At 39.7% G+C, this 24,443-nt stretch carries 19 protein-coding genes, 5 tRNA genes and 1 pseudogene; 12 read left to right on the plus strand and 13 right to left on the minus strand.

Annotated features, from left to right (window positions below):
• Positions 1-12: 12 nt before the first annotated feature.
• The 7 genes from mraY to J582_RS13455 all read right to left on the minus strand — a co-directional run bounded on the left by mraY (position 13) and on the right by J582_RS13455 (position 8,368).
• Positions 13-1,131: a phospho-N-acetylmuramoyl-pentapeptide-transferase gene (gene mraY / locus J582_RS13425; protein WP_002051726.1), complete on the minus strand. Its 1,119-nt coding sequence runs from the start codon at positions 1,129-1,131 to the stop codon at positions 13-15.
• Complete coding sequence (locus J582_RS13430) at positions 1,132-2,532, minus strand: UDP-N-acetylmuramoyl-tripeptide--D-alanyl-D-alanine ligase (protein ID WP_032048049.1); 1,401 nt, start codon at positions 2,530-2,532, stop codon at positions 1,132-1,134.
• Positions 2,533-2,540: 8 nt separating this feature from the next.
• Positions 2,541-4,040: a UDP-N-acetylmuramoyl-L-alanyl-D-glutamate--2,6-diaminopimelate ligase gene (locus tag J582_RS13435; protein ID WP_031982128.1), complete on the minus strand. Its 1,500-nt coding sequence runs from the start codon at positions 4,038-4,040 to the stop codon at positions 2,541-2,543.
• A 3-nt stretch (positions 4,041-4,043) separates the two neighbouring features.
• Positions 4,044-5,876: a penicillin-binding protein PBP3 gene (ftsI, locus tag J582_RS13440; RefSeq protein ID WP_002051677.1), complete on the minus strand. Its 1,833-nt coding sequence runs from the start codon at positions 5,874-5,876 to the stop codon at positions 4,044-4,046.
• An 11-nt stretch (positions 5,877-5,887) separates the two neighbouring features.
• Positions 5,888-6,220 (minus strand): cell division protein FtsL, encoded by a 333-nt coding sequence (locus J582_RS13445; protein WP_002051754.1) that lies wholly within the window; start codon positions 6,218-6,220, stop codon positions 5,888-5,890.
• The gene (gene rsmH / locus J582_RS13450; protein WP_031982130.1) at positions 6,220-7,143 is read right to left on the minus strand and encodes a 16S rRNA (cytosine(1402)-N(4))-methyltransferase RsmH; all 924 of its coding nucleotides are present in this window, start codon (positions 7,141-7,143) and stop codon (positions 6,220-6,222) included. The genes J582_RS13445 and rsmH overlap by 1 nt, the downstream gene beginning before the upstream one ends.
• A gap of 226 nt (positions 7,144-7,369) precedes the next feature.
• The gene (locus J582_RS13455; protein WP_031982132.1) at positions 7,370-8,368 is read right to left on the minus strand and encodes a sulfate ABC transporter substrate-binding protein; all 999 of its coding nucleotides are present in this window, start codon (positions 8,366-8,368) and stop codon (positions 7,370-7,372) included.
• Between the two features lie 401 nt (positions 8,369-8,769).
• On the opposite strand from J582_RS13455, the gene J582_RS13460 reads away from it, so the two are divergent.
• From J582_RS13460 to J582_RS13500, 9 genes are all read left to right on the plus strand, one after another.
• Positions 8,770-9,069 (plus strand): hypothetical protein, encoded by a 300-nt coding sequence (locus J582_RS13460; RefSeq protein ID WP_031956437.1) that lies wholly within the window; start codon positions 8,770-8,772, stop codon positions 9,067-9,069.
• 117 nt (positions 9,070-9,186) lie between these two features.
• Positions 9,187-10,695 carry a glutamate--tRNA ligase gene (gene gltX / locus J582_RS13465; RefSeq protein WP_002051704.1) on the plus strand — a complete coding sequence of 503 codons (1,509 nt, stop codon included), beginning with the start codon at positions 9,187-9,189 and terminating at the stop codon, positions 10,693-10,695.
• Between the two features lie 57 nt (positions 10,696-10,752).
• Positions 10,753-10,828: transfer RNA gene (locus J582_RS13470), tRNA-Ala, on the plus strand.
• Positions 10,829-10,853: 25 nt separating this feature from the next.
• Positions 10,854-10,929 (plus strand) — tRNA-Glu (locus J582_RS13475).
• A gap of 131 nt (positions 10,930-11,060) precedes the next feature.
• Positions 11,061-12,479, plus strand: a complete 1,419-nt coding sequence (locus J582_RS13480; RefSeq protein WP_031982134.1) for an amino acid permease — start codon at positions 11,061-11,063, stop codon at positions 12,477-12,479.
• Between the two features lie 116 nt (positions 12,480-12,595).
• On the plus strand, positions 12,596-13,480 hold the full coding sequence (locus J582_RS13485; protein WP_080660957.1) for a hypothetical protein: 885 nt from the start codon (positions 12,596-12,598) through the stop codon (positions 13,478-13,480).
• Between the two features lie 134 nt (positions 13,481-13,614).
• Positions 13,615-13,690 (plus strand) — tRNA-Glu (locus J582_RS13490).
• Between the two features lie 28 nt (positions 13,691-13,718).
• Positions 13,719-13,794: transfer RNA gene (locus J582_RS13495), tRNA-Glu, on the plus strand.
• 28 nt (positions 13,795-13,822) lie between these two features.
• Positions 13,823-13,898 (plus strand) — tRNA-Glu (locus J582_RS13500).
• 92 nt (positions 13,899-13,990) lie between these two features.
• Here the strand turns inward: J582_RS13500 and J582_RS0104705 are convergent.
• Positions 13,991-14,938: pseudogene (locus J582_RS0104705) on the minus strand (hypothetical protein).
• A gap of 274 nt (positions 14,939-15,212) precedes the next feature.
• Here J582_RS0104705 and J582_RS13505 point away from each other — a divergent pair.
• Positions 15,213-15,551, plus strand: coding sequence for a membrane protein (locus J582_RS13505; RefSeq protein WP_002051673.1), 339 nt, complete (start codon positions 15,213-15,215; stop codon positions 15,549-15,551).
• A gap of 19 nt (positions 15,552-15,570) precedes the next feature.
• Here J582_RS13505 and J582_RS13510 read toward each other — a convergent pair whose 3' ends face one another.
• From J582_RS13510 to J582_RS13530, 5 genes are all read right to left on the minus strand, one after another.
• Positions 15,571-16,527 (minus strand): cation diffusion facilitator family transporter, encoded by a 957-nt coding sequence (locus J582_RS13510; protein WP_002051646.1) that lies wholly within the window; start codon positions 16,525-16,527, stop codon positions 15,571-15,573.
• 131 nt (positions 16,528-16,658) lie between these two features.
• Positions 16,659-19,817, minus strand: coding sequence for an efflux RND transporter permease subunit (locus J582_RS13515; protein WP_031982138.1), 3,159 nt, complete (start codon positions 19,815-19,817; stop codon positions 16,659-16,661).
• Positions 19,807-21,015: an efflux RND transporter periplasmic adaptor subunit gene (locus J582_RS13520; RefSeq protein ID WP_031982139.1), complete on the minus strand. Its 1,209-nt coding sequence runs from the start codon at positions 21,013-21,015 to the stop codon at positions 19,807-19,809. The genes J582_RS13515 and J582_RS13520 overlap by 11 nt, the downstream gene beginning before the upstream one ends.
• On the minus strand, positions 21,015-22,424 hold the full coding sequence (locus J582_RS13525) for a TolC family protein (protein WP_017392592.1): 1,410 nt from the start codon (positions 22,422-22,424) through the stop codon (positions 21,015-21,017). Before J582_RS13525 ends, J582_RS13520 begins: the two co-directional genes overlap by 1 nt.
• A gap of 57 nt (positions 22,425-22,481) precedes the next feature.
• Positions 22,482-22,877 (minus strand): cation efflux protein, CzcI-like, encoded by a 396-nt coding sequence (locus J582_RS13530; protein ID WP_342451356.1) that lies wholly within the window; start codon positions 22,875-22,877, stop codon positions 22,482-22,484.
• 153 nt (positions 22,878-23,030) lie between these two features.
• Between J582_RS13530 and J582_RS13535 the strand changes: the two genes are divergently transcribed.
• Both J582_RS13535 and J582_RS13540 read left to right on the plus strand, forming a co-directional pair.
• Positions 23,031-23,723, plus strand: a complete 693-nt coding sequence (locus tag J582_RS13535; protein WP_031982142.1) for a hypothetical protein — start codon at positions 23,031-23,033, stop codon at positions 23,721-23,723.
• A 330-nt stretch (positions 23,724-24,053) separates the two neighbouring features.
• The gene (locus J582_RS13540) at positions 24,054-24,434 is read left to right on the plus strand and encodes a tetratricopeptide repeat protein (RefSeq protein ID WP_004711619.1); all 381 of its coding nucleotides are present in this window, start codon (positions 24,054-24,056) and stop codon (positions 24,432-24,434) included.
• Positions 24,435-24,443 lie beyond the last annotated feature (9 nt).

Below are 24,443 nucleotides of genomic sequence, written 5' to 3' on the forward strand. Positions count from 1 at the left end.
CCAAAATAAGTTCTAGCGCAATTTTAAGGTCATTAGGCCTAAAACAACTAGCATAATCGTAATAATCCAGAATCGAATTACAACTTGAGTTTCTTTCCAGCCTTGTTTTTCATAGTGATGGTGTAAAGGTGCCATCAAGAATACGCGCTTATTTCGCATTCGCAACGACCCGATTTGTAGGAATACTGATACAGCCTCCATCACAAAAACACCGCCCATAATCGCAAATACGATTTCTTGGCGTACCATCACGGCAATTGTTCCAAGCATTGCGCCTAGAGCTAAAGCGCCCACATCACCCATAAAGACTTGCGCCGGGTGTGCGTTATACCAAAGAAACGCCAAGCCTGCACCAATCATAGCAGAACAGATCACCACAAGCTCTGAAGTATATTTCACATATGGAATATGCAAATAATTAGCAAAACGGATGTCACCAGATAAGTAAGCGAATACACCTAAACCTGAAGCCACCATAACCACCGGCATAATAGCTAAACCATCTAAACCGTCAGTTAAGTTAACCGCATTAGAAGCACCATTAATTACTAAATAGGTGAATACAATAAATGCCAAGCCTAATGGAACAATAGAAAGTGGAATTGAAAGATTCTTAAAGAAAGGAATCAATAAATCCAGCATATTTGCTGTGTATTCTGAATTAGATTGTTCAGTTGCAATTAAATATAACGCAATACCAGCACCAAGTGAGGCAATAGAAGTCCAGAAGAATTTCTTACGTGCAGGTAAGCCCGCATTATCTTTATAGCGAATCTTAATCCAGTCATCTGCCCAGCCAACCGCACCGAACACAACCATTACACCAAGTACAATCCAAACATAAGGGTTAGATAAATCAGCCCACAATAAAGTACTAATACCAATTGAGAGTAGAATTAAAATCCCTCCCATTGTCGGTGTACCCATTTTTTTGGCATGATTTTCAGGAGCAAATGAACTTACTGCCTGACCGTATTTTAACGCTTGTAATTTACGAATCATGATTGGTCCGAGAACCAAACCAATGGTCAGTGACGTTAATACACTGAGTAAAGAACGTAATGTTAAATAACGAACAACCTGAAACGAACTGTGATAGCCCGCAAGTTGTTCAAACAACCATAACAGCATTTAAAGTTTCTCCATCAAATCAGCCATCAACGTTTCCATATGAGTAAAGCGAGAACCTTTAAACAGGAAACTCATGGACTGGGGTTGATGTGTTTGGATTAGATTGATTAAAAATGGAAGCGCCTCAGCTTGAGTCTGAAATGCTTTCAATTTAGTAGAATGAAGGCCTGCACCTTCGAGAGCTGCTGAGGCAAACTGCCCAACTGCAATAATATGATCTAAAGGAAGCTGAGCGAGATCGTGACCTAAATCATGATGTTCTTGCCAACTACTATCGCCAAGTTCCCCAATATCCCCCATCACCATGACTTTAATGCCATTTTGTTGAAGTAATACTTGCGCCGCAGCTCGCATAGATGTTGGATTAGCGTTATAAGTATCATCAATAAATAAATGAGGCACTTTTTGAATAAAGTTCAAACGGCCTTTCGCACCTTGTGCTTGCTCTAATCCTTTTACAATATCGTCTAGGCTAACACCTAATGCCAAAGCAAATGCTACTGCAGCAGTTGCATTTTGCACATTATGCTCACCTGCAAATGGCAGCCTTACAAAACTTGAACCTTGAGGTGTATGTAACTGGAAATTGGCAGATTGTGGCAACAATTCAATCTCTGTAGCAAAGACATCACCACCAGTACCAAAACTCATAATTTGATGACTTTTTGCTGCTTCACGAATCTCGGTAGTAAAGTCATCTTGTTGCGGAACAATAGCAACGCCCTGAGGTAGAATATGACGATAAATTTCTGATTTAGCACGGCAAATACCATCGCGACCACCGAACTCACCTAAATGAGCAGTCCCAATATTTAAAATGCCAGCGACATGCGGTTGAACAAGTTTTGATGTGTAATCAATTTCACCTTGATGATTTGCCCCAAGTTCCATCACTGCATATTGATGTTCCTTGCGAAGCTCAAGCAGCATCATCGGCACACCAAGGTCATTATTTAAATTGCCTCGGGTAATCAATGTAGGGGCTAAACGAGATAAGATGCTTTCTAGCATTTCTTTAGTGGTGGTTTTACCGCTACTTCCCGTTAAAGCAATAACTTTCAATTGAGCATTTTGTTCACGGCGATACGCACCAAGTTGCCCTAAAGCCAAGCGAGTATCAGCAACTACAAGCTGAGCAATGTTTGCATCTATAGGTTGCTCAACAATAGCGACTTGGCAACCATTTGCAGCGACTTGCGCGACAAAATTATGCGCATCGAAACGTTCACCTTTTAATGCTAAAAAGGCATCCCCACTTTCTGCATGACGCGAGTCAGTCAAAATACGTTTAATTTCAGTTTGAGGGATCTGGTCTTTATGCCAGTAACCCTGTGTTGCCTGTTGTAATTGTTGAGCTGTCCACGGTTCCAAAGGCACGGTACTGGTGGTTGAAGTATGCATAATTTTTCCTATTGTGCAGGGTAAGCAGCATCTACCGTATGATGTTGTGCATCAATCGCAGAACGCACTTCAACCACATCATCAAACCAGTGACGCACACCATTAATTTCTTGATAATTTTCATGACCTTTTCCGGCAATCACCACAATGTCACCAGCTTGAGCATGCTGTGTAACAAATTTAATTGCTTCACGACGGTCATGAATTTCATGCATACGATGCCCTGAAAAATCTATTCCTTGCTTCATATCAGCAAAGATTTGTTCAGGGTCTTCTGTTCTTGGGTTATCTGAAGTCAGAATAACCGGATTTGCACCATCTAAAGCTGCTTGAGTCATGAGTGGGCGCTTACCACGGTCACGGTCACCACCACATCCAAATACAGCCCAAAGCTGATTCGAAACGTGACGCTTTAATGTTTTAAGCACTTGAATCAATGCATCGGGTGTATGCGCATAATCCACCACAAAAAGTCGCTCACCATCACGAATGACCTGCATTCGGCCTGGTGCGCCAATCAGTTTAGGAACAAAATTAACTAATGCTTGTAAATCGAAACCAGCTTGCTCAGCAGCGATCAGCGCCGCAATCAAGTTTTCAACATTAAAATGACCTAATAATGGACTTTCTACAGCAAATGAACCTTGCTGCCCCACTAAATTAAAGGTTGCACCCGCCAAGCTATAGCTTAAATCGGTAATATAATAATCGGCCGTATTTTGAGTAAGCGAATAAGTCAAAATTTTAGGTTGCGCTGGATTATTCTTCGCCGATTTAATCATTAAATCTGCATGTGCATCATCTAGATTAATCACAGCAACTTTTAACAAATTAAACTTGAATAAACGAGCCTTTGCTTCTGCATAAGCTTCTAGCGTGCCATGATAATCGAGGTGATCACGACTTAAGTTACTATAAACAGCAATTTCAATATCACAACCATTTAATCGGCCCTGCTCAAGACCATGCGAACTCGCTTCTAAAGAAGCAAAAGTTGCGCCGTGCTTAGCATAAGCATGTAATTCATTTTGTAACTGCAAAGCATCAAGAGTAGTATGTGTAGAAGGCGTTAAATCCGGCAAAATACCATTACCAGTCGTTCCCATCACCGCACAGCGCTGCTGTTGCGAACTAATTAACTCAGCAATTAGGCGAGAAATAGTCGTTTTACCATTCGTACCTGTTACAGCAATAATCCGTAATGGTTTAACCGTATCAGTTTGTTGTAAATAACGTTTTTGCCACTCACCCATACGCTGACGCACATCAGAACATACCCACTCATTCGCTACACCTAATTCGGTTTCACTAATTACAGCAAGTGCCCCATTTGTTAAAGCTGCTTCAGCAAATGTGCGTGTTTTTTCAGGTTGGCTATAACTGGTCAAGGCAATAAAAATTTGGCCAGCTTCTACTTTACGACTATCTAAATTAAAGCCATGAAATGGCTGTTGAGGCCATTGTGCATCAATCTCGATTGGATTAATTTCTTGAAAAGAAACAGTCATAGCTTACCTGCGAATAGGATTTTGTGGAGTATTAAGTGGCTTATCAAGCGGCACGTTCATTAAACGTAGTGACTCTTGCATAATACGAGCGAAAACTGGGGCAGCAACCAAACCACCGTAGTAACGACCTTGTGGATTTTCCACAACCACAATAACAGCTAAACGCGGATCACTAATTGGTGCAACGCCGGCAAATAAAGCACGATATTCACTATTTGAATAGCCTTTACCATCAGCACGCAATTTATGAGCAGTACCTGTTTTACCGCCTACTCGATAGCCTGGAATATTGGCTTGTGTCGCTGTACCACCCGGCATAGTCACTTGCTCAAGCATTAACAAGACTTGATCAGCAATTTTCGGGTTAAGAACTTGCTCCCCTTTAGGTGCCTGATCTAATTTATGCAAGCTTAATGGCATTTTGACGCCATGATTTGCAAGCATGGCATAGCCTTGTGCCAGCTGAAGAATAGTTGCGTTTAGACCATAACCATAAGCCATGGTACCAATTTGAGAAGAGTTTAATTTATTTACAGGAAGTACTAAACCAGAACTTTCCCCTGGGAACTTCACAGCAGAACGCTTACCAAAACCAACACGATTAAAGAAGGTCGGTAAGGTCTCTTTTGGAAGTGATAATGCAATTTTTGCAGAGCCCACGTTTGAAGACTTAATAATCACACCTGTTACGGTCAAAGCCCCATAGTTATGGGTATCACGAATAGTATGCCAACCTAAACGCATTGAACCAGGAGAGGTATTTACAATCGTATTTGGTGTGTATTGACCAGTTTCTAATGCAGCAGAAATAGTAAATGGCTTCATGGTTGAACCCGGTTCGAACATATCGATCGCACCACGGTTACGCATAGCATCTTTATTAGACAAGCCATTCTTATCATTCGGGTTATAAGATGGCCAACTGGTCATTGCCAAAATCTCACCCGTTTTAACATCAACCGCAATAGCCGTTGCTGAACGTGCATTATTCGCAACACCCGCTGCGGTCAATTCGCGATACATAATGTACTGTAAACGAGAGTCGATACTTAAAGTGATATTCTCACCCGGCTCGCCCTCACGAATCACCTCAGAAACTTTTAAACGATTACCACGCTTATCACGAATAATTTTTTGTTCGCCATCTACTCCAGAAAGCTGCTTATTCAACTGCATTTCTAGGCCTTCAACACCTTGACCCTCACTATTAGTCAAACCAATAATTTGGGCATTTGGTTGTGGCTGCGGATAATAGCGTTTGTAAGTTTTTTCTGCATAAACCCCTTGGAAGTTACCTTTCATAATGAGGTCAGCTTGTTGCGGCGGTACTTCTTTTTTCAAAACTAAATAACGAGAACGCGGACGCGCATTCATCTGTTTCTTAAGGTCAGCACGATCAACACCGACCACATCGGCAAGCTCATCTAAGTTTAAATTTTTATCTGGTAATTGGCGTTTTAATTTACGATTTTTTGGATCTTGTTTTAGTTCAGCCGAAATTTGATCATATAAATGTTTAGTTTCAAAATAATCACGTGGGTCCATCACAATTTTCATGATTGGACTACTGATCGCTAAAGGCACACCGTGGCGATCACTAATTACACCACGCATAGCTTCTACACGTTCAGTACGCAAAATATTGGCATTGGCTTTATTTTGTAAAAAGTCCTTATTAATGATCTGAACATAAAATGCACGTGCAATTAATACCACAAAACACAGGAGCACCACTGCCCAGAGCAGATAAAACCGCCACATATCAAAGGCAAGACTTGGTTTTTCCGAAATAGACTGCTGTTTTTTTCGTGTTTGCTTTGTTCGCTTATCTACCATACAGCAAGGCCTTACTTATTTTGCTCTGAGGTCATCGGTAAAGAAATTACCACCGTTTCTGCAGCCGGTGGCGAAAACATTCGTAATTGTGTCACAGCACGCGTACCAATTTGAGCAGTCGCACCAAATGTTTGTTGCTCAATCAATAAACGTCCCCATTCAGCATTGAGGTCATCACGTTCACGCATATAAGAGCTTAACTCTCTATAATCATGACGATATTCAAATACTTGCAATACCACCATCATGGCACTGATGAAAACCAACGCCACCATGACTGTATATATCACAACTTTTTTGACCACTTTATTTTCTGTGGTTTCGATTTCATCACTGCTTTTCATTACGCGCCTTTTTGTTCCAAGCGTTCAGCAACCCGAAGCCATGCACTACGTGAACGTGGATTCGCTTTTACTTCTTCTTCACTCGCACGAACTCGTGAAATTTTCTTTAATCTTCTCGTATCAACCTGCTGTTGAGGCATCCCCCAACCAGAATCTTCTGCAAGCGTTGATTCTTTTTGAATAAACTGTTTAATCAACCTGTCTTCAAGCGAATGGAAGCTGATCACAGACAAACGTCCATTTGGTTTAAGCAAGTCTACAGCTTGCGGTAAAAACACTTCAATATCATCTAGTTCTTTGTTAATAGCAATACGAATAGCCTGAAAAGTACGTGTCGCCGGATGCTTATGTTTTTCCCATTTTGGATGAGCTGTTTTTACAAGTTCAGCCAGTTGTGCTGTCGTATCTAATTTTCCAGCTTGTTTAATTGCTTTAGCAATACGTCGACTATATCGTTCTTCACCATATTGATAAATGATATTCGCCAACTGTTCCTCTTCAATTTCAAGTAACCATTCAGCAGCAGTCAAACCTTTAGAGTTATCCATACGCATATCTAAAGGGCCATCTTGCATAAAACTAAAGCCGCGTTCTGCCTGATCTAATTGAGGAGAAGATACGCCTAAGTCTGCCATAATTCCATCGACACTTTGCACCCCAATTTCCTGCATTTTTTCTTTTATATCAGCAAAACTTGCATGAATAATGGTAAATCTCGGGTCTTCTTGTGCTAAAGCGGCTGCAACTTCTAGAGCCTGAGGATCTTTATCAAAGGCATATACTCGAGCGTTTTCATCGAGTTTCGACAATAATAAGCGTGTATGCCCACCTCGTCCAAAGGTTGCATCGATATACACCCCAGTTGTGCGATCTGCCAATAAGCTTTCAACGGTCTCAAAAAGTAAGACAGAAATATGCGACATAGGAGTTAAATCATAGCGTAAAAATGTAACTGTACATTATCACCTTGTTTACGATGAACACCAAACGGCTTTTTGTAGGAAAATATTAATTTTTCATAGAGAAAACCGTTTTCTTTGCATTTTTTAAGCAAAATAAAAAAGCAAGCTCACCTTTTCAGGTTCACTTGCTTCAATATTAAAAGTTTAAGTAATTTTTAAACGGCTACTCTAGCTATATTTATCTCTACTATTTCCCTTCATAAATCTGATCGAAGATGGCTCCATTGGCAAAGTGAGTTTGCTGAGCTTTTGCCCACCCACCAAAAACATCATTAATCGTAAATAATTTAATTTTTGGAAATTGTGCTGCATATTTTGCAGCGACCTGAGGATTACGTGGTCGGAAGTAATGTTTAGCGGCCAACTCTTGTCCTAAAGGTGAATATAAAAAGTTAAGATAGCCTTTTGCCAAGGTACGGTTACCGTCCTTGTCGACTGTTTTATCTACAATCGCAACAGAAGGCTCTGCCAAAATTGAAATGGATGGATAAACAATTTCATATTTATCTTTATCAAGCCCTTTAGTTGCCAATAATGCTTCATTCTCCCAAGAGAGTAGAACGTCTCCTATTCCGCGCTCAGCAAATGTAGTCAGCGAGCCACGTGCTCCAGAATCTAGCACTTTGACATTATGATAAAGTTTTTTAACCAGCTCTTTTGCTTTGGCATCATTTCCACCCGGCTGTTTTAAAGCATATCCCCATGCAGAAAGATAAATCCAACGCGGCGCTCCCCCCGTTTTCGGATTAGGCGTAATAATTTCAACACCAGGTTTAGTTAAGTCATTCCAATCACGAATATTCTTTGGATTACCTTTCCTAACCAAAAATACAACCGTAGATGTATAAGGTGCCGAGTTATTAGGAAACTCTTTTTGCCAGTTCGGTTGGATATATCCGGCTTTAACAATTTCATCGATATCATTCGCTAAAGCCAAGGTCACCACATCTGCTTGAAGGCCTGTCGCTACAGCTCGAGCCTGTTTCCCAGAGCCACCATGGGATTGTTTAAAATCAACGTCCTGACCTGTACGTTGCTTCCAGAATTTTCCAAAAGCCTGATTATATTCTTGATAAAATTCACGGGTTGGATCATAAGAAACATTTAAAAATGTAGTCGCAGCCTGTACTGCACTTACGGCTAACCCCATATATGTAGCGACCGTAATTATTGCTATTCTTTTCATTTATAAAAACCAATTTCATTTTTAAACTATACTATATTTTTATGTTTTCATTTTTCCATCAAATACTTATAACAATTCAAGGTTTACTAATCACTTTAAACGATATAAATTTTGCTTAGTTTTTATTCATAATTTCGAAAAGTTTTGTAATTATTCTTATAGTTTATTTATAGTCTTCACTTTATCTACACATTAATTTGTTAAATAATGAGACGTAATGGATACAGATAGGCTACATTTAAAAGATACCAAGGTGAAATAAAGGTGTTTTTTGTAAAAAGTGTGACATAGTTCTACTTTTTTATTAAAATTTATGTTTGAATCGTAGCGTTACCGTAATTTTACATTTGGTTAAACTCAAAAAATCGACGAAATGTACGTACTGAGGGGATGAGTAAAAAATGAAAACTAAGTATGGAAAAGCTTTGAGTTTGGGTTTGGTGCTCAGTTTTGCATCACAATTATCTGTTGCCGCAGCACTCAAAGATACACCGAGCAAAAGCGTTTCGGACCGTCAGTCTTCGCTTATTGAAAAAGCGCTAGACCAACAAAAACGCAATACTATAGCCTTACCATCTACAGATGATGAGCTAAAAGTACTTAACACTATTCGTGTGACACCTACTCAAAATTTTCTTGCTGCACAGCATGAACGTTTTTCACGTTTTGTTCAGGCCATCTTCCAGCCACATACTTCTTAATATTTGAAACGGCCCCTCATCGTTTCAAATTAAGCCCAGTCTGCCGTTAAATAAAAACGTCAGAATACTGGGCTTTTTCGTTATAATAGTTTCAATTTTTATTTTGACCCATTATCTATGAAAGTTCGTACTCGTATTGCACCTTCTCCTACTGGTTTCCCTCATGTTGGTACTGCCTACATTGCCTTATTCAACATGTGTTTTGCGAAACAACATGGCGGGGAATTTATTTTAAGAATTGAAGATACAGACCAACTTCGCTCTACACCAGAATCTGAAAAAATGATTTTAGATTCTTTACGCTGGTTAGGTTTAAATTGGTCTGAAGGTCCAGATGTGGGTGGCCCACACGCGCCTTATCGCCAATCAGAGCGTATGGGAATTTATAAGCAATACGCGTTAGAACTTGTTGAAAAAGGCCATGCTTTTTACTGTTTCGCTACAGCAGAAGAACTTGATCAAATGCGTGCCGAACAGCAGGCTCGCGGTGAAACACCAAAATATGATGGCCGCGGTTTAAAGCTTTCTCAAGAAGAAGTAACTCGCCGCCTAGAAGCAGGCGAACCTCATGTCATCCGTATGAAAGTTCCAGAAGAAGGTGTATGTAAATTTAACGACTTACTCCGTGGGGAAGTAGAAATTCCTTGGGCACAAGTCGACATGCAAGTCCTTCTTAAGACTGATGGTTTACCAACTTACCATTTAGCAAATGTCGTTGATGACCATTTAATGGAAATCACTCATGTATTACGTGGTGAAGAATGGCTTCCTTCTGCACCGAAGCATCAGTTGCTTTACCAATACTTTGGTTGGGAAATGCCAACACTTTGCCATATGCCATTGCTACGTAATCCAGATAAGTCGAAGTTATCTAAACGTAAAAATCCAACATCAATTAACTACTACCGCGATATCGGCGTTCTGCCAGAAGCCTTACTCAACTATTTAGGCCGTATGGGCTGGTCAATGCCAGATGAGCGTGAAGTATTTACCCTGCAAGACATGATGGATCACTTTGATATTCAACGTGTATCTTTAGGCGGCCCAATTTTCGATGTTGAAAAACTCAATTGGTTAAATGGTCAATGGATTAAAGGTTTAACACCAGGCCAGCTACTAGACCGTTTACTTACTTGGAAGAGTGACCGCAATACATTAGAAGATATTGCTGCTGCAATTCAACCGCGTATTAATTTACTTTCTGAAGCAGTAAATTGGGCTGGTTTCTACTTTAACCATATGCCACAAATTACAGCCGAAATGTTTGAAAGTAAAAAATTGACTCAAGAACAAGTTCGCCAAAGCTTACAATTTGCTATTTGGCGTCTTGAAAGTCAGTTTACCTGGAATAATGACACGGTTAGCCAAACCTTAATGGACTTGGCAAATCAAATGGGTATTAAACTACGTGATTTTATGCCTGCTTTCTTTATCGCAATTGCTGGCTCAACCAGTTCAACACCAGTTATGCAATCAATGGTTACGCTTGGTCCAGATTTAACCTTTGCTCGCTTACGACATGCATTAGAAATTGTTGGTGCACCGAGTAAAAAAGAGGTGAAAAACTGGGAAAAGCTCAATGAAAGCTTAAAACTGCCGAAAAATGAAGCAACTAGCGAAGCTTAATTCATTTTTTTGTTGACGTGTGGGCGCATTCACCCTAATATTGCGCTCACACAAACTGGGGCCATAGCTCAGTTGGTAGAGCGCTACAATGGCATTGTAGAGGTCAGCGGTTCGATCCCGCTTGGCTCCACCAAGATCCTTTGTGTTTGCCTCATCAAGTCCCTATCGTCTAGAGGCCTAGGACATCGCCCTTTCACGGCGGTAACCGGGGTTCGAATCCCCGTAGGGACGCCATTTTCTATTTTAAAAATTCCTTTTAAAGACTCTATCGTCACCTTCCTGTCTATTCTTTGACACCTTCTTGATTGCACATTTGTCTATTTTATCTAAAATAGCGTCTTTCTTAAATTCTCTCAATGTGTAATATGCAGCCATCTGACAATCAACTAGATGCTCAGCATCAGAACAGTACTGCACCTTTAAAAAGAGCCATGAGTACTCGCCACCTTGTGATGTTATCGCTAGGCGGTGCAATCGGTACTGGTTTATTTTTGGGTTCAGGGGAAGTCATTTCACAAACTGGACCTATTGGCGCAATTATTGCCTACATTCTTGGGGGTGCAATTGCTTACATGGTTATGCTCTGTTTAGGCGAGCTGGCTGTGCACATGCCTGTTTCTGGCTCTTTTGGTGCATATGCCCAAAAGTACATTAGTCCAAGTACAGGCTACATGATTTCATGGATGTATTGGCTAACATGGACAGCAACGCTAGGGACCGAATTTACCGCCGCTGCCCTACTCATGCAGGAATGGTTGCCGCAAATTTCAATGTGGATCTGGACACTTATTTTTGCAGTGACGATTTTTGGGCTAAATATTAGTTCAACTCGAGTATTTGCTGAATCTGAGTTCTGGTTAGCGCTTGTTAAGGTTGTTACCGTTATTGCCTTTATTGTGCTTGGGTTATTAGCCATTTTTGGTTTAATTCCTTTTCATGGCGCTCAAACTGCTCCTCTGTTTAGTAATTTAACAGCCCAAGGCTGGTTCCCACACGGTTTCCTCCCTATCTTTACTACCATGCTGATTGTGAATTTTGCGTTCTCTGGGACAGAACTAATTGGTGTGGCTGCTGGTGAAACTAAAGATCCTGCACAAAACGTCCCTAAAGCGATTAATGCTGCAATCTGGCGCCTTCTTATTTTCTTTGTCGGTACCATTATTGTGATCAGTGCATTACTCCCTTTCCAGCTTGCAGGCTTAAGCAGTGAAAGTGTAAGTAGCAGTCCTTTCGTTACTGTATTTAATTACATTGGTATTCCATATGCAGATGATATCATTCGTTTTGTAATTATTACTGCACTGCTCTCAGCCGCCAATTCGGGTTTGTATGCCGCTTCACGCATGATGTGGTCTTTATCAGAACAAAAGCTTCTTCCAAGTGTATTTGCCAAGCTTTCAAAAAGTGGGACACCTATTGTTGCTTTAGTAGTCACCATGTTTGGCGCAATCCCAGGTTTGTTATCGGAACAGTTTGCACCTGAAACCATCTTTAAAAACTTACTCGGCGTTGCAGCTTTCACCATGGTTATTGTCTGGATGAGTATCTGTTTAAGTCAGTTCAATTTCCGTAGACACTGGTACCGAGCTGGACATACGGTTAAAGATTTAAAATATGCTGCACCATTATTTCCTATTGTCCCAATTTTGGGTTTTCTATTCTGCTTTATTACCTGTTTAAGTATGGCAGCAGACCCTCAAATGCGAGCAGGTTTTGTAGGTTGCTTAATTTTTACGGCTTTATGCTATATCAGTTATTTTATTTTTTATCGCCATAAGGCCTAAGTGCTTGTAATTAAAAAGTGTAGCAAAAAGCTACACTTTTTTTTGTTTAGATACTGGCTTTATAGAATCTACCGTTGTAGATTAAAATTTATATTAAAAACAATTCCTTGTATACAATGAAAATTATATTTATCCATGGGATGAATCAACAAAATTACACAGCACATCGTTTAAAAGAGCACTGGCTAAGAGTCTTTAAACTGGGCTTAAAACAATTGCACTGTAGAGTTAATTTAAGAGATTTACATATACACATGCCTTTTTATGGCGATTTAATGACGAAATATCAACTCTCTAATCAATTAGATTTAAACACCTTACTTCCAAAATCCTTTAACTTTCATTTGCCTATTCATTTACACTCACAAGCCAACACACCTAAGGAACATACTCCTTTTGTGCCACATCTTCCTCTTTCCCCCGATCAACCCACAGAAAGCTTATCAGAACGTTTATATCTGACTTCACAGTTAGTAAAAGATCGCGTTCTTAAAGAAATGGTGGTTCTTTTAAATAATTTTCCTAAATTACATGAGAGCTTAATTCAACAATTCTTGATTGAAACTTACATGTACTTATCTAATCCTGATTTTATGTACGAAGTTCATCAAAGAATTTTAAAACAAATGCATGATGATGAAGATTGTATTGTAGTCGCTCACTCTTTAGGTTCCGTGATCGCATTTCACTTGTTATCAGACCCGGCTTATCACTTTTCAGTACAACGCTTTGTTACCTTAGCTTCACCACTTTCTTTTCGGGTGATCCAAAGTAAACTCCCTATTCCGATTGAACGACCAAAATGCCTCAATGGCGATTGGTATAATTTCTACTCAAAAGATGATTTTTTAACAGCTTTCCCATTAAGTGAAGCACCTTTTAATTTCACTCCACCAATTATCAATCAAGAAATTTTTACTTTTGCGAACCAACCCCATGAAATTGTAGGGTACTTACAACACCATGCAGTCATCAAAGCAATTATTGAACCTTTTCAATAAAAATTAGCCATAAATGCCTATATTTTCTACAATTTGAGTTATTTTTAAGCGCTTGAATGTTTTTTTTAATATTTCTTCAGAAAACTATTTGACACTTTTATTAAATCGACCTAATATACGCCCACCTCTGAAACGTCCCTATCGTCTAGAGGCCTAGGACATCGCCCTTTCACGGCGGTAACCGGGGTTCGAATCCCCGTAGGGACGCCAATATTTTTCAGATGTATGCCTCATATAAGTCCCTATCGTCTAGAGGCCTAGGACATCGCCCTTTCACGGCGGTAACCGGGGTTCGAATCCCCGTAGGGACGCCAATATTTTTCAGATGTATGCCTCATATAAGTCCCTATCGTCTAGAGGCCTAGGACATCGCCCTTTCACGGCGGTAACCGGGGTTCGAATCCCCGTAGGGACGCCAAATTCTAAAAAGCCACTGCATGAAGACAGTGGCTTTTTTCTTATGTACGCAATAAAAAAGCTGATCATCAATCAGCTTCTCATTTATATAATTTAATTCGCAATTCCAACTTGGACTTCAAGACGACCTGATTGAACCCGTAGTCCTTTTATTTCGAATTGATCTACCAGTTGCTGCACAAGCTCCCGGCTTTCCCTCAAAATATTGAGTCCCGGTAAAATACTAAAGTCTGTCAAGCTTAAAAGTTTTTCTACCATCCATGAACGGTTGTTAATGAAATCAATAAACCCTGCCTGTTCAAGGTCAATAAACCACATACGGTGACCATCACGTTGAATACCCGGAATATCACGAATCAAATGATTAATCAGTGATGGTATAGGCAACATGTTAATGACTTCGAAACCTACTCGTCCGATACGACGGACTGCCCAATTCGACAATGTTCCACCATGTCGAATTTGTACATCTAGGCTTTCATCCATTTGACGTAAACGTAAGAATTTTTCTTGCCCAATACGGCATTCCAATACCCGAAAATCTAAACTCAGCCGATATAGGAAACGGTGATAGTGCCCATCGATTTCAACCTGAAACCGATCATTGCCACATTGAACTTTAATATCATCAATTTCTGACCGATCTATTCATTTACGAATTTGGCTATTTAACAGCATTTCAGGCAAATATAAATTCAGCGTACTCTTACCTAGAAAAGTACGGGCCATAATTAACGCAACCTGACGCGCAGTTTCACTGGTTTCAGAGACCATATCTCTAACAGTTCCTGCTGCCAGATTGGTCATGCCAACGACTCCACGCTTTGTATGAGTTGTTACATGGTCTAAAGCATCTAAGGCTGCATCTGCAACCTCTGCAAGATTACGTGTCGTATCACTAGCAAATCCGACGGCATCATGAGCATGTTGCAAGGTCTTATGCAGCAAACGGCGTGAGAATGACAGTTTTATAGGGTCAGGGTTCCCTGAAACTGTTGATGTCGTTATAGGCTCCGACTTATTGTCATCTTCTTGACCCAAGTCCCTCTCCTTTTTATATTTCTTTCGCATCCCATTAATCAGCTTTTCAGCTCATTTCCAGTGTTGAACACACTTGGTTTTTATCTAGATTAGCATGCTCTGCGGTACTATTTTAACTTTTATGTGTACGCATAAATCATCATTTTTTCATATATGCTTGTTTCAAAAAAGTATTTTTATATCTAACTTTTATGTCACTTTTTAAAAGCCCTACAATTTTTTTCCTTTCTTTGCATTTCCGTTAGAATAGATTCAAATTTAATGTGGAGCTGTCATGCAATATCGTTGCCCTCAATGTCAAAGTGTTAAAATTATGCCAGTAAGCCAAGGTGTTAACAGTGCCAAACCTGTTGTGCCTAAGAGCTTAGTGATTTTAGTTCCTGCCATTTTTGTACTATTACTCTTGGTTGTAATTAGTATTTTTATGTGGATTTTTGGCAATGGTGCAGGCACTTCTCTACAAATTGCAACGGTCGTTGTTTTTGTTGTGACTCTAGGGGCGGGGTTTATGTTCTGGCGTGATTTGCCGGACTTTAAATTGTCTATGCAAGCATTTATGCAGTCACAAAAACATTGGAAATGTCGTGACTGCAATCACGAATGGGAAATTTAAAAAAAGTATTCACATCAGCTTAGTGCTGATGTGAATGTTCTTTATCAGTCTCATCATGTTCATGTGAAGCATGTTGAGCGATATGCTGACAATTGATCTCGGCATCATCTTCAATTTGCAATGTCACTTCGCCAATACCATGCTCATGAGAAAGCATTTCAACAGCATCTTGATAGAGCTTAGTACGGTCAGCTTCAGGCGCAAATAAGTGCACAGTTAAATGAATGTTTTTAGAAGTAATCGCCCATACCTTGAGTTGGTGAATACTTTCAACACCATTTAAAGACAATAAATCTGCACGTAACTTTTCGATATCGACTTCTTCAGGTACGCCTTCGAGCAAAATATTAATACTTTGTTTCAGTAAAACCCAAGTTCTTGGTAATACCCAAAAACCAATCAATACCGCAATAATCGTATCGACCCAGTACCAGTTGGTGAAGTAAATCACAACTGCACCAATAATAACGCCAACCGAGCCTAGTGCATCACTCAACACCTCTAAATAAGCACCTTTCACGTTTAAGCTATTATTGGCACTCGACATGAGGATTTTCATTGAGATAAGGTTAATCACTAAACCAATGGTTGCCACAATGAGCATACCCACACTTTGAATTTCAGGCGGCTTAGAGAAGCGAATATAAGCTTCATATAAAATATAAATTGCCACTACGAACAGCATGAGCGCATTAAATAATGCAGCCAAAATTTCAAAGCGCTGATAACCAAAAGTACGTTTATTATCGGCTGGACGCTTCGCAATCTGAATTGCAATCAGAGCAATTGCCAGAGCAGCGGCATCGGTAAACATATGCGCAGCGTCGGAGAGTAATGCCAAACTTTGTGTAATTAATCCAGCAACGACCTCAACAATTAAAAATGTTGAAGTCAGTGCTAAAGCAATCATTAATTTCTTAGCATTACCTTCAGTCACTACAGCATGACTATGATCATGACCATGTTGTCCACCCATTTTGCGGACTCCTTATTATTTATCTTTATGGTGAGGTAAAGATAACGATGGAAACATCACTATCTTTACCTCTTTCAAACACTTTTTTGAATTGACGCTGTCATCAAAAAAGATATCTCAAAATGATGACATTATGAATGCTCAGCGCTTTTCGCTTTGCTTTCATTCATCCATCGATAAATGACCGGTAATAAAACCAAAGTTAATATCGTAGATGAAATAATGCCACCGATTACGACCGTTGCCAAAGGTCGTTGCACTTCGGCTCCAGTTCCTGTTGCCAAAGCCATCGGAATAAAACCAAGTGAAGCAACAAATGCTGTCATTAATACTGGACGTAATCGTAATACCGCTCCTTTCCAGGTTGCCGCATGAACATCTAAAGTTGTTCTCAGCTCTTTAATAAACGTGAGCATGACCAAACCATTTAATACTGCAACACCCGATAAAGCGATAAAACCGACCCCAGCAGACATCGAAAGTGGTATATCTCTCAGCCATAAAGCCACTAATCCACCAGATAAAGCGAAAGGAACTCCACTAAATACCAGTAAGCTGTCTTTAAAATTACTGAATACGGCCATGAGCAACACAAAGATCATGATGAGCGCCATCGGCACAACGATTTGCATTCTTGCTGTAGCAGAAGCAAGATTCTCAAACTGTCCTCCATAACCTAACCAGTAGCCGCTAGGTAGCTTTTGCTGTGCCAGTTTGCTTTGCATCTCTTGTACAAAAGACCCAAGATCACGGTCACGCACATTTGCTGTCACAATGACGCGGCGCTTACCATTTTCACGACTTACTTGAGCAAGGCCTAGAATATTCTCAACCTTAGCGACGTCTTGTAACTGAATCAGACCACCATTTGGTAAGCGAATCGGTAACTGAGCTAACTGCTGAGGCGTACGCATGTTTTCCTGCAAACGAATCACAAAATCGAAACGTCTATCACCCTGTAAAATTTGCCCTACACTCTGCCCTCCAATACTGGCAGCCACAATATCCTGAATAGATTTGACTGATAGACCGTATTGGGCAGCCAATGCATGATCAACATCTACATTCAGTAATGGCAAACCGTCAGTCTGTTCAACTTTGACTTCACTGGCACCCGGAATGCTACGTAGCTGTTGAGCTATTTTTTCCGCTTCCTGATTGAGAACCTGCATATCGTCCCCAAAAATTTTCACCCCAATATCACTACGTACACCTGAAATAAGCTCATTAAAACGTAGTTCAATCGGTTGTGAAAATTCACTGTTATTACCAGGAATCTGGTTCACGAACTGCAGCATTCTGGCACGCAGTTCATCTATCGTTTCTTTAGGGTTTGGCCATTGATCGTGTGGTTTTAATAAAACAATACCATCGGAAATATTAGGAGGCATGACATCTGTAGCAACCTCGGCTGTTCCTGTTCTTGCAAAAATGGCTTTAATTTCGGGAAAAGCTTTCAATAACTGCTTTTCCACATTCTCCTGAATCTTAAGCGACTCTTCTATACCAGTGCTCGGTGCACGCATGAGTTGCAGTGCAAAATCACCTTCACTTAACTGAGGTGCGAACTCACTACCCACTCGTGTTGCAATTGCACTTGTCAAAATCAAGATGCTGACCGCTGCTGTGACAACAACATATCGGAAGGCATAAGCCTTATCGAGTAAGCCTGCATAACCTTTTTTCAAGCTCATCATCCAGCGGCTTTCTTTTTCCTTCACTTCACCCGTAACAAATAAAGCAACAGCTGCTGGAACAAAGGTCACAGATAAAATAATTGCTCCCAATAACGCTAAAACGACGGTCATTGCCATAGGATGGAACATTTTTGCTTCTACGCCTGCTAAAGCAAAAATTGGTAAGTACACGACCATAATGATGATCTGACCAAATATTAATGGACGTCGTGCTTGTTTAGCGGCTAGAAATACCTCTGTAAAACGTTCTGAACGTGTTAGTAAACGACCTTTTAAATGCTGCGCTTCAGCTAAACGCCGAATACAGTTTTCAACAATAACAACTGCCCCATCGACAATGATCCCGAAGTCCAAAGCTCCTAAGCTCATGAGGTTGGCACTAATTTTTTGTTCTGCCATGCCCGTTAAGGTAAAAAGCATTGCTAATGGAATAATACAAGCAGTGATTAAAGCAGCACGAAAGTTTCCTAAAAAAATGAACAGGATAACAATGACTAAAATCGCTCCTTCAATCAAATTTTTAGCTACTGTTTTAATTGCTTTATCTACGAGGCTACTACGATCATAGACTGTTTCAATCACCACACCCTGAGGGAGTGATCTTTGGATTTCCTGAACTTTTTGATCAATCGCTTTGGCAATGGTTTTACTGTTTTCACCCATCATCATCATGGCGATACCTAAAACAGTTTCCTGCCCATTATAAGTAGCACCACCAGTACGTAAGTCATGACCAATCGATACTGAGGCCACATCAGCAACCCGTATAGGCAAACCGTTTTTAGTAGCAACCGTAACATTCTGAATGTCTTGTATCGACGTCAGCATACCCGGTACACGGACTGTGAGTTGCTGACCATTCTCTTCAATAAATCCGGCACCGCGGTTTTCATTGTTATTTTGAAGCGCATCTTGTAAATCGGTGAGGGGAATCTGCAACTGCTGTAACCGCGTTAGATCTGGTGAAACCACATAGGTTTTGTTGTATCCACCAATGCTATTAACCTCGGCTACCCCTTGCACACGTTGCAACTGGGGCCGAATAATCCAGTCTTGAATTTCACGCAGGTCCATTGCGCTATAGGCTGAACCATCTGCTTTTTTAGCATTAGGTTCCGCTTTTACCACCCATTGATAAATCTCACCAAGTCCAGTTGAAATTGGAGACATTTGTGGATCAATACTATCGGGTAAAGCACTCTTAGCTTCTTGTAAACGTTGATTAATTAACTGTCTTGCCCAGTAAATGTCAGTACCATCCTTAAAGATAATCGTGACCTGAGAAAGACCATATCTGGAAATTGAACGAGTCTGTTCCAGATTTGGAATGCCGGACATGGCATTTTCAATCGGATAAGTAATCCTTTGCTCAACTTCCGGTGCTGTAAAACCATTAGCCTGACTATTGATTTGTACCTGCACATTGGTGATATCTGGCACGGCATCAATTGAAAGTTTCTGGTAGCTATAAATTCCAACACCAATCCAAGCAATAACAAACATCATGACCCAGATGGCATTTTTAATTGAAAACTGAATGATCCGATCAAACAAACCTTCAGCCGCTGGCAAATCAGGTTTATTAATGTCCATGCTCAGCCTCCCCTTTTTCAAGTTCGGACTTGAGCAAGAAACTACCTTGAGTCACATATTGCTGCTTTTCAGTAATTCCGGATTTAACCTCGACCCATTGTGCATCTGAAGAATAATTGCCTAACTCTACGGTAACTGGAGCGAAATGAATTTTGTCCTTCTCCTGTTTTGCAACAAAGACCACATTCTTTCCATCAATCTGTTGTACCGCTGCCTTGTTAACCCGTAATACCGTCGCTGCATTATTTTGTTTCAGTAACACGTTGACCATTAAGTTAGGACGTAATTCTTTTGAAGGTGTCAGCACCTTGGCCCGAACCTGTAATCGACCAGTTTGACTATCCGCTTCTGACGTTAAACTTTGTACCTGTGCTTTGAAAATATTGTTCGTTTGCAGTGATTTAAATTCAATTTCCTGATTAGGCTGAATATTGGTATTTGTACTTGGTAACACAAACTCAACCCATAACTGATCTAGACGATCAATAACAAATAACTGTTTTTCAGGGCCAATTTGCTCACCAATAACAATATCTTTACTGCTGATTACACCGCTTAAAGGTGCAGTTAAAACATATCGACCTTTACTTGAGCGAGTCGCTCCCAAGGCACTTAAACGGCTATTTGCAGCTTGTACCTGAATTTGCGCTTGACGATAAGCATTGTAAGCACGCTGATAATCTTGTCGTGCTGAAACACCTTGCTGCCACAATTGTTTTTCACGCTGATAATCTTGCTGAGCTAATGTTAGCGCTTCTTGCGCCATGCTTAAGTTAGCTTGTTGATCGACCAAATCTGGTACAAATAAAGTCGCAAGCGCCTGTCCCTTTTCAACTTGTTGTCCCAGCGCAACATTTACACTATCCACTCGGGCAGAAAATGTTGAAGAGACATGTGCTTGCTGGTCTGTATTTACAACAAGTTTGGCAGGGTATGAGAGATTCTGCTCAACTTCTCCGCGCCCTACTTGCTCTAACTTCACACCATATTCAACCAGTTGCTTGGAAGTGAGATTTAAACTTCCTTCCTCTTTTTCAGACTCTTCATGACCCGCTTCACCTTCTGCATGCCCTTCTTCACTTTTTTCAGTAGTGGACTGCTTTTTCCCTGAGAAAAATAACCAAGCACTTAAAGCAAGACAAGCAATCAGCAGCGAAAGAGCAATAAGCCATTGGTTTTTCATTTTTTTAACTGACATTACTCTGCCCCTCCAACTGTTGGCAACTTATAGGTGTCTTGCCATAAATTTTGATTAATTTGATTTAATGCATCTCCGGACATCACCATATTTGGATCGATCCCGAGAGCTAAACTTTCAGCCTCAATAGCTTTTTGCCAAGCAGATTTAAGGAGTTGAACTTTCTTCAATCGTTGTTCTTGTAATTGCAGGGTAGATTGCTGAACATCAGTAATTGCAAATTTACCGACTTTGAAGCCAAGCAACATTTTCTCCTGTACCGTCTCTGATAAAGGAATCTGTTGCTCATTCATCAAGTTATATTGCTGCTTTAAACCAGCCAACTCGTACTGTAGAGTACGAATAGAATCTAGGCTTTGCTTTTTATAAAAACTTTGCTGCTGGGCAATTAAATCAAGTTTGCTTTGGGCAATTTTCAGGGCATATTGCTGGCGATTAAAAATGTTTAAAGGAACCGCAATACCTACTCGAATCTGATTTTCGGTACTGCTCGTTTCTGCGGTTTTGCTACGAACCACGCCCATATTTACGGTAGGTGTTGGACGATTTTTTGCTTTTAAATAATTAATTTCAGAATTTTGTTGGATGGCTTGAAGTCGCATGGACTGTTCTAACAAATTCTGTTTTAAGTATTGATCGATGTCACCTTCATTTTTTAAAGGCCACGCACTTTTTATATCTGGACGTAAGGTGAAGTTATCTTCAGTCTCACCCCATAAGTTCGCCAATTTTCTTTTGGCACTACTTAGTGATAATTCAACTTCCTGATATAAACGTTGGTTTTCAACATGCGTCATTAAAGTCCGGTCTAAATCAACCTGAGCAATACTACCGGCCTGAAAGCGTAAACGAGTAGCATCTAAAAGGTTCTTACTCGTTTTTAATTGTGCTTTCGCAACTTCATGTTCAAGTTCCAAAATCGAAACTTGTGACCATAAATATTTGACAGCAAGCTTCAGTTGAGCCTCATATAAAACCTGATTTAACACAACTTGATTTTGCTGGACACTTGCCAGTTTTTTTGCTGCGGAACGTACACCAAAAACATCTAGTTTTTGCGATATACCAAGTTCTAGTTCCTGATCTTTTCCAGATTTAAAACCCGTTTGCTGTACAGAAACCGTCGGATTTTCCCATAACTGGCTCTGTCTGATATTGCTCTCTGCGATATCTTGTTGAGCTTGCCAAATTCCTGTTTGTGTCTGAAATTGCTTAACCTGCTCTAGTACTTGCTCAAACGTTAAAACATTCTGTATACGCTGCGGTTGAGTATTTTCAGCAAGGTTTTGATTTGAATTAGCCGCAGTTGTTACAACACTAGTTGAAAGCGCAACCGCAACAACTAATGATTTAAGTATCCAAGATGAGCTCAGACTAACGAAACGTTTTTCGTATAAAAAAATAGACATAAAGTAACCCTATGAAATAAATAATATTTCTGGTGGGTTATTTTTCGGCTATCCCACCTATAGCAGGGTTAAAACAGGAGGCGGGTCTTGTTTAGGGATATGAGGAGACTTATAAGAATTAGACCAATAATATTGTTGTTTTGGCTCAGATGACTGTATTAACGGTGAAACAATTTTTTCTTGTGCTTCTACAATCACAACATGAAAACATGAAGGTAAATGATCATGATGATCAGACAAGTTCAAAGGAGCTTTGTGACTAGTCCCTGCGACGTCAGTCTTTTCACTATGGCTATGCTGTGAAGATTCATAACTCAAAGCAGCATGATGTCCAAAATGATGCAATGCTTTTTCCTGATTTTCATGGGCGCAAAATGCCGCTGCCACATTCCATAAACTTTGGAATATAAGCAAACAGAATAAGACGGACATGAAAAGTGCAGAACGTGGCAACAGCACACCATTAAACTAAAAAGTTGAACAAAGCCACTATAGCAGGCTCCCGCCATGTAATAAAATTACAAAACATTGAATTATAGGTTCACTTTCTTACTTAGAAATTTTCCAAATTTTTCTGCATAAAAGAATTTTTTTAGAGCAATATGTATGTATAAAACTTTAACTACTTTTATATTAGTAACTTGCCTCGGTTTAAGCGGTTGTGCAACTACAATGTTGTCCAATACCCTTCCTAGCGAAACAACCGAAGTTAAGACAAATATTTTAAAAACTGATCAGATTATTGCACTCGGGCAAGCCGTTAAAGATGACCAAAAACAAGGTATTGTCTTTGTTGGTCAAGACTATAATTACTTAATGACTGATGGTAGTTCTGAATTTTTAAAGATTATTAAAACTATACCTACTAATGACAGAACACTTAATATCCCTTCCCCTCTTATACTCACTATGGAAGATGCAAATCATTTCAATGGTGTAATCCAAGTTCGCTATAACACCCAATTAGGAAATCTCAAAGAAAAACAAAAAGATATGTTAAAAAAATTGGGGTTTAGAGAAAATTTTAATGCAGTACTTGAGCAACAAAAAAATCAGTACCCCTATATTAATATTTTTTTCAAGGGCCAACTGTATGAAGCTAAAAATCCAAAAGATATACAGCAAAAATTAGAAAAACCATATGCCGTTGAACTACAAGAAAAAATTGAAACAACAACGAAGCACCCGTTTAAAAGCGCTACTCGCAAAGTACTCTATCCATTAGCGATGACTTTTGATGTGGTAACTATTTATCCGTTATTAATTTGGTCTGATTTAAGAGGCGATTTTAATAAATAAAAACTTTTTACTTAAATACAAAACTAGCTTTAAAGCTGGTTTTGTTTAAAAAAATTTCTTTTGTTTGATATTGATAAGTCTTATTGAATTCTTCGCATTCCAAAAAAAATTATGTTCTAGTTTTAAATTTACTCAAGAGAGTCTTTGTTTACCTATAAATTTCGCTAAGCGTAAAAACATCTGTAACTTTTATGTAAGCTAAAACCTCATCATTTTTCATCCAAATGCGCTATATCACATTTACAAAATAAAACATAAGATTTCAATATAAGGGACTAGCTTAAAAGTGTGAGTCAATTCAATCAGATTGAGGAACAAGGGGAGACTATCATGGATATGAAAACAATCAAGCATGGGCTTAATCACTTGTTTGCCTTTGAAAACTTACCAGCCGATATGCATTCACAAGCTGAGGATGAAATTGAACAAGGCTTACGCTTTGAAGAGTTAGCCGTACAAGATCATGAACGTATGCAAAATTGGCTAGATATTACCCCAAACGACCGCAATGCGATGTGGTGTTACCTCCGTGCAGCTTTAAGAGGTAATGCTGACGCTTCTTTTAAACTTGGTATTGGCTATTTAAATGGTCAATTTGGTTTAGATAAAAACTACACTGAAGCTGAAAAGTGGTTAAACAAAGCAGCAAGTCAAGGTCATCCCGACGCTGAACGCTGCTTACAAGAAGCTTTCAGTAAACTTGCCTTCTAATAAAAAAAC

It is taken from the genome of Acinetobacter sp. 1566109, assembly GCF_000582255.1.
In the GTDB taxonomy this organism is placed as follows: Bacteria; Pseudomonadota; Gammaproteobacteria; order Pseudomonadales; family Moraxellaceae; genus Acinetobacter; species Acinetobacter nosocomialis.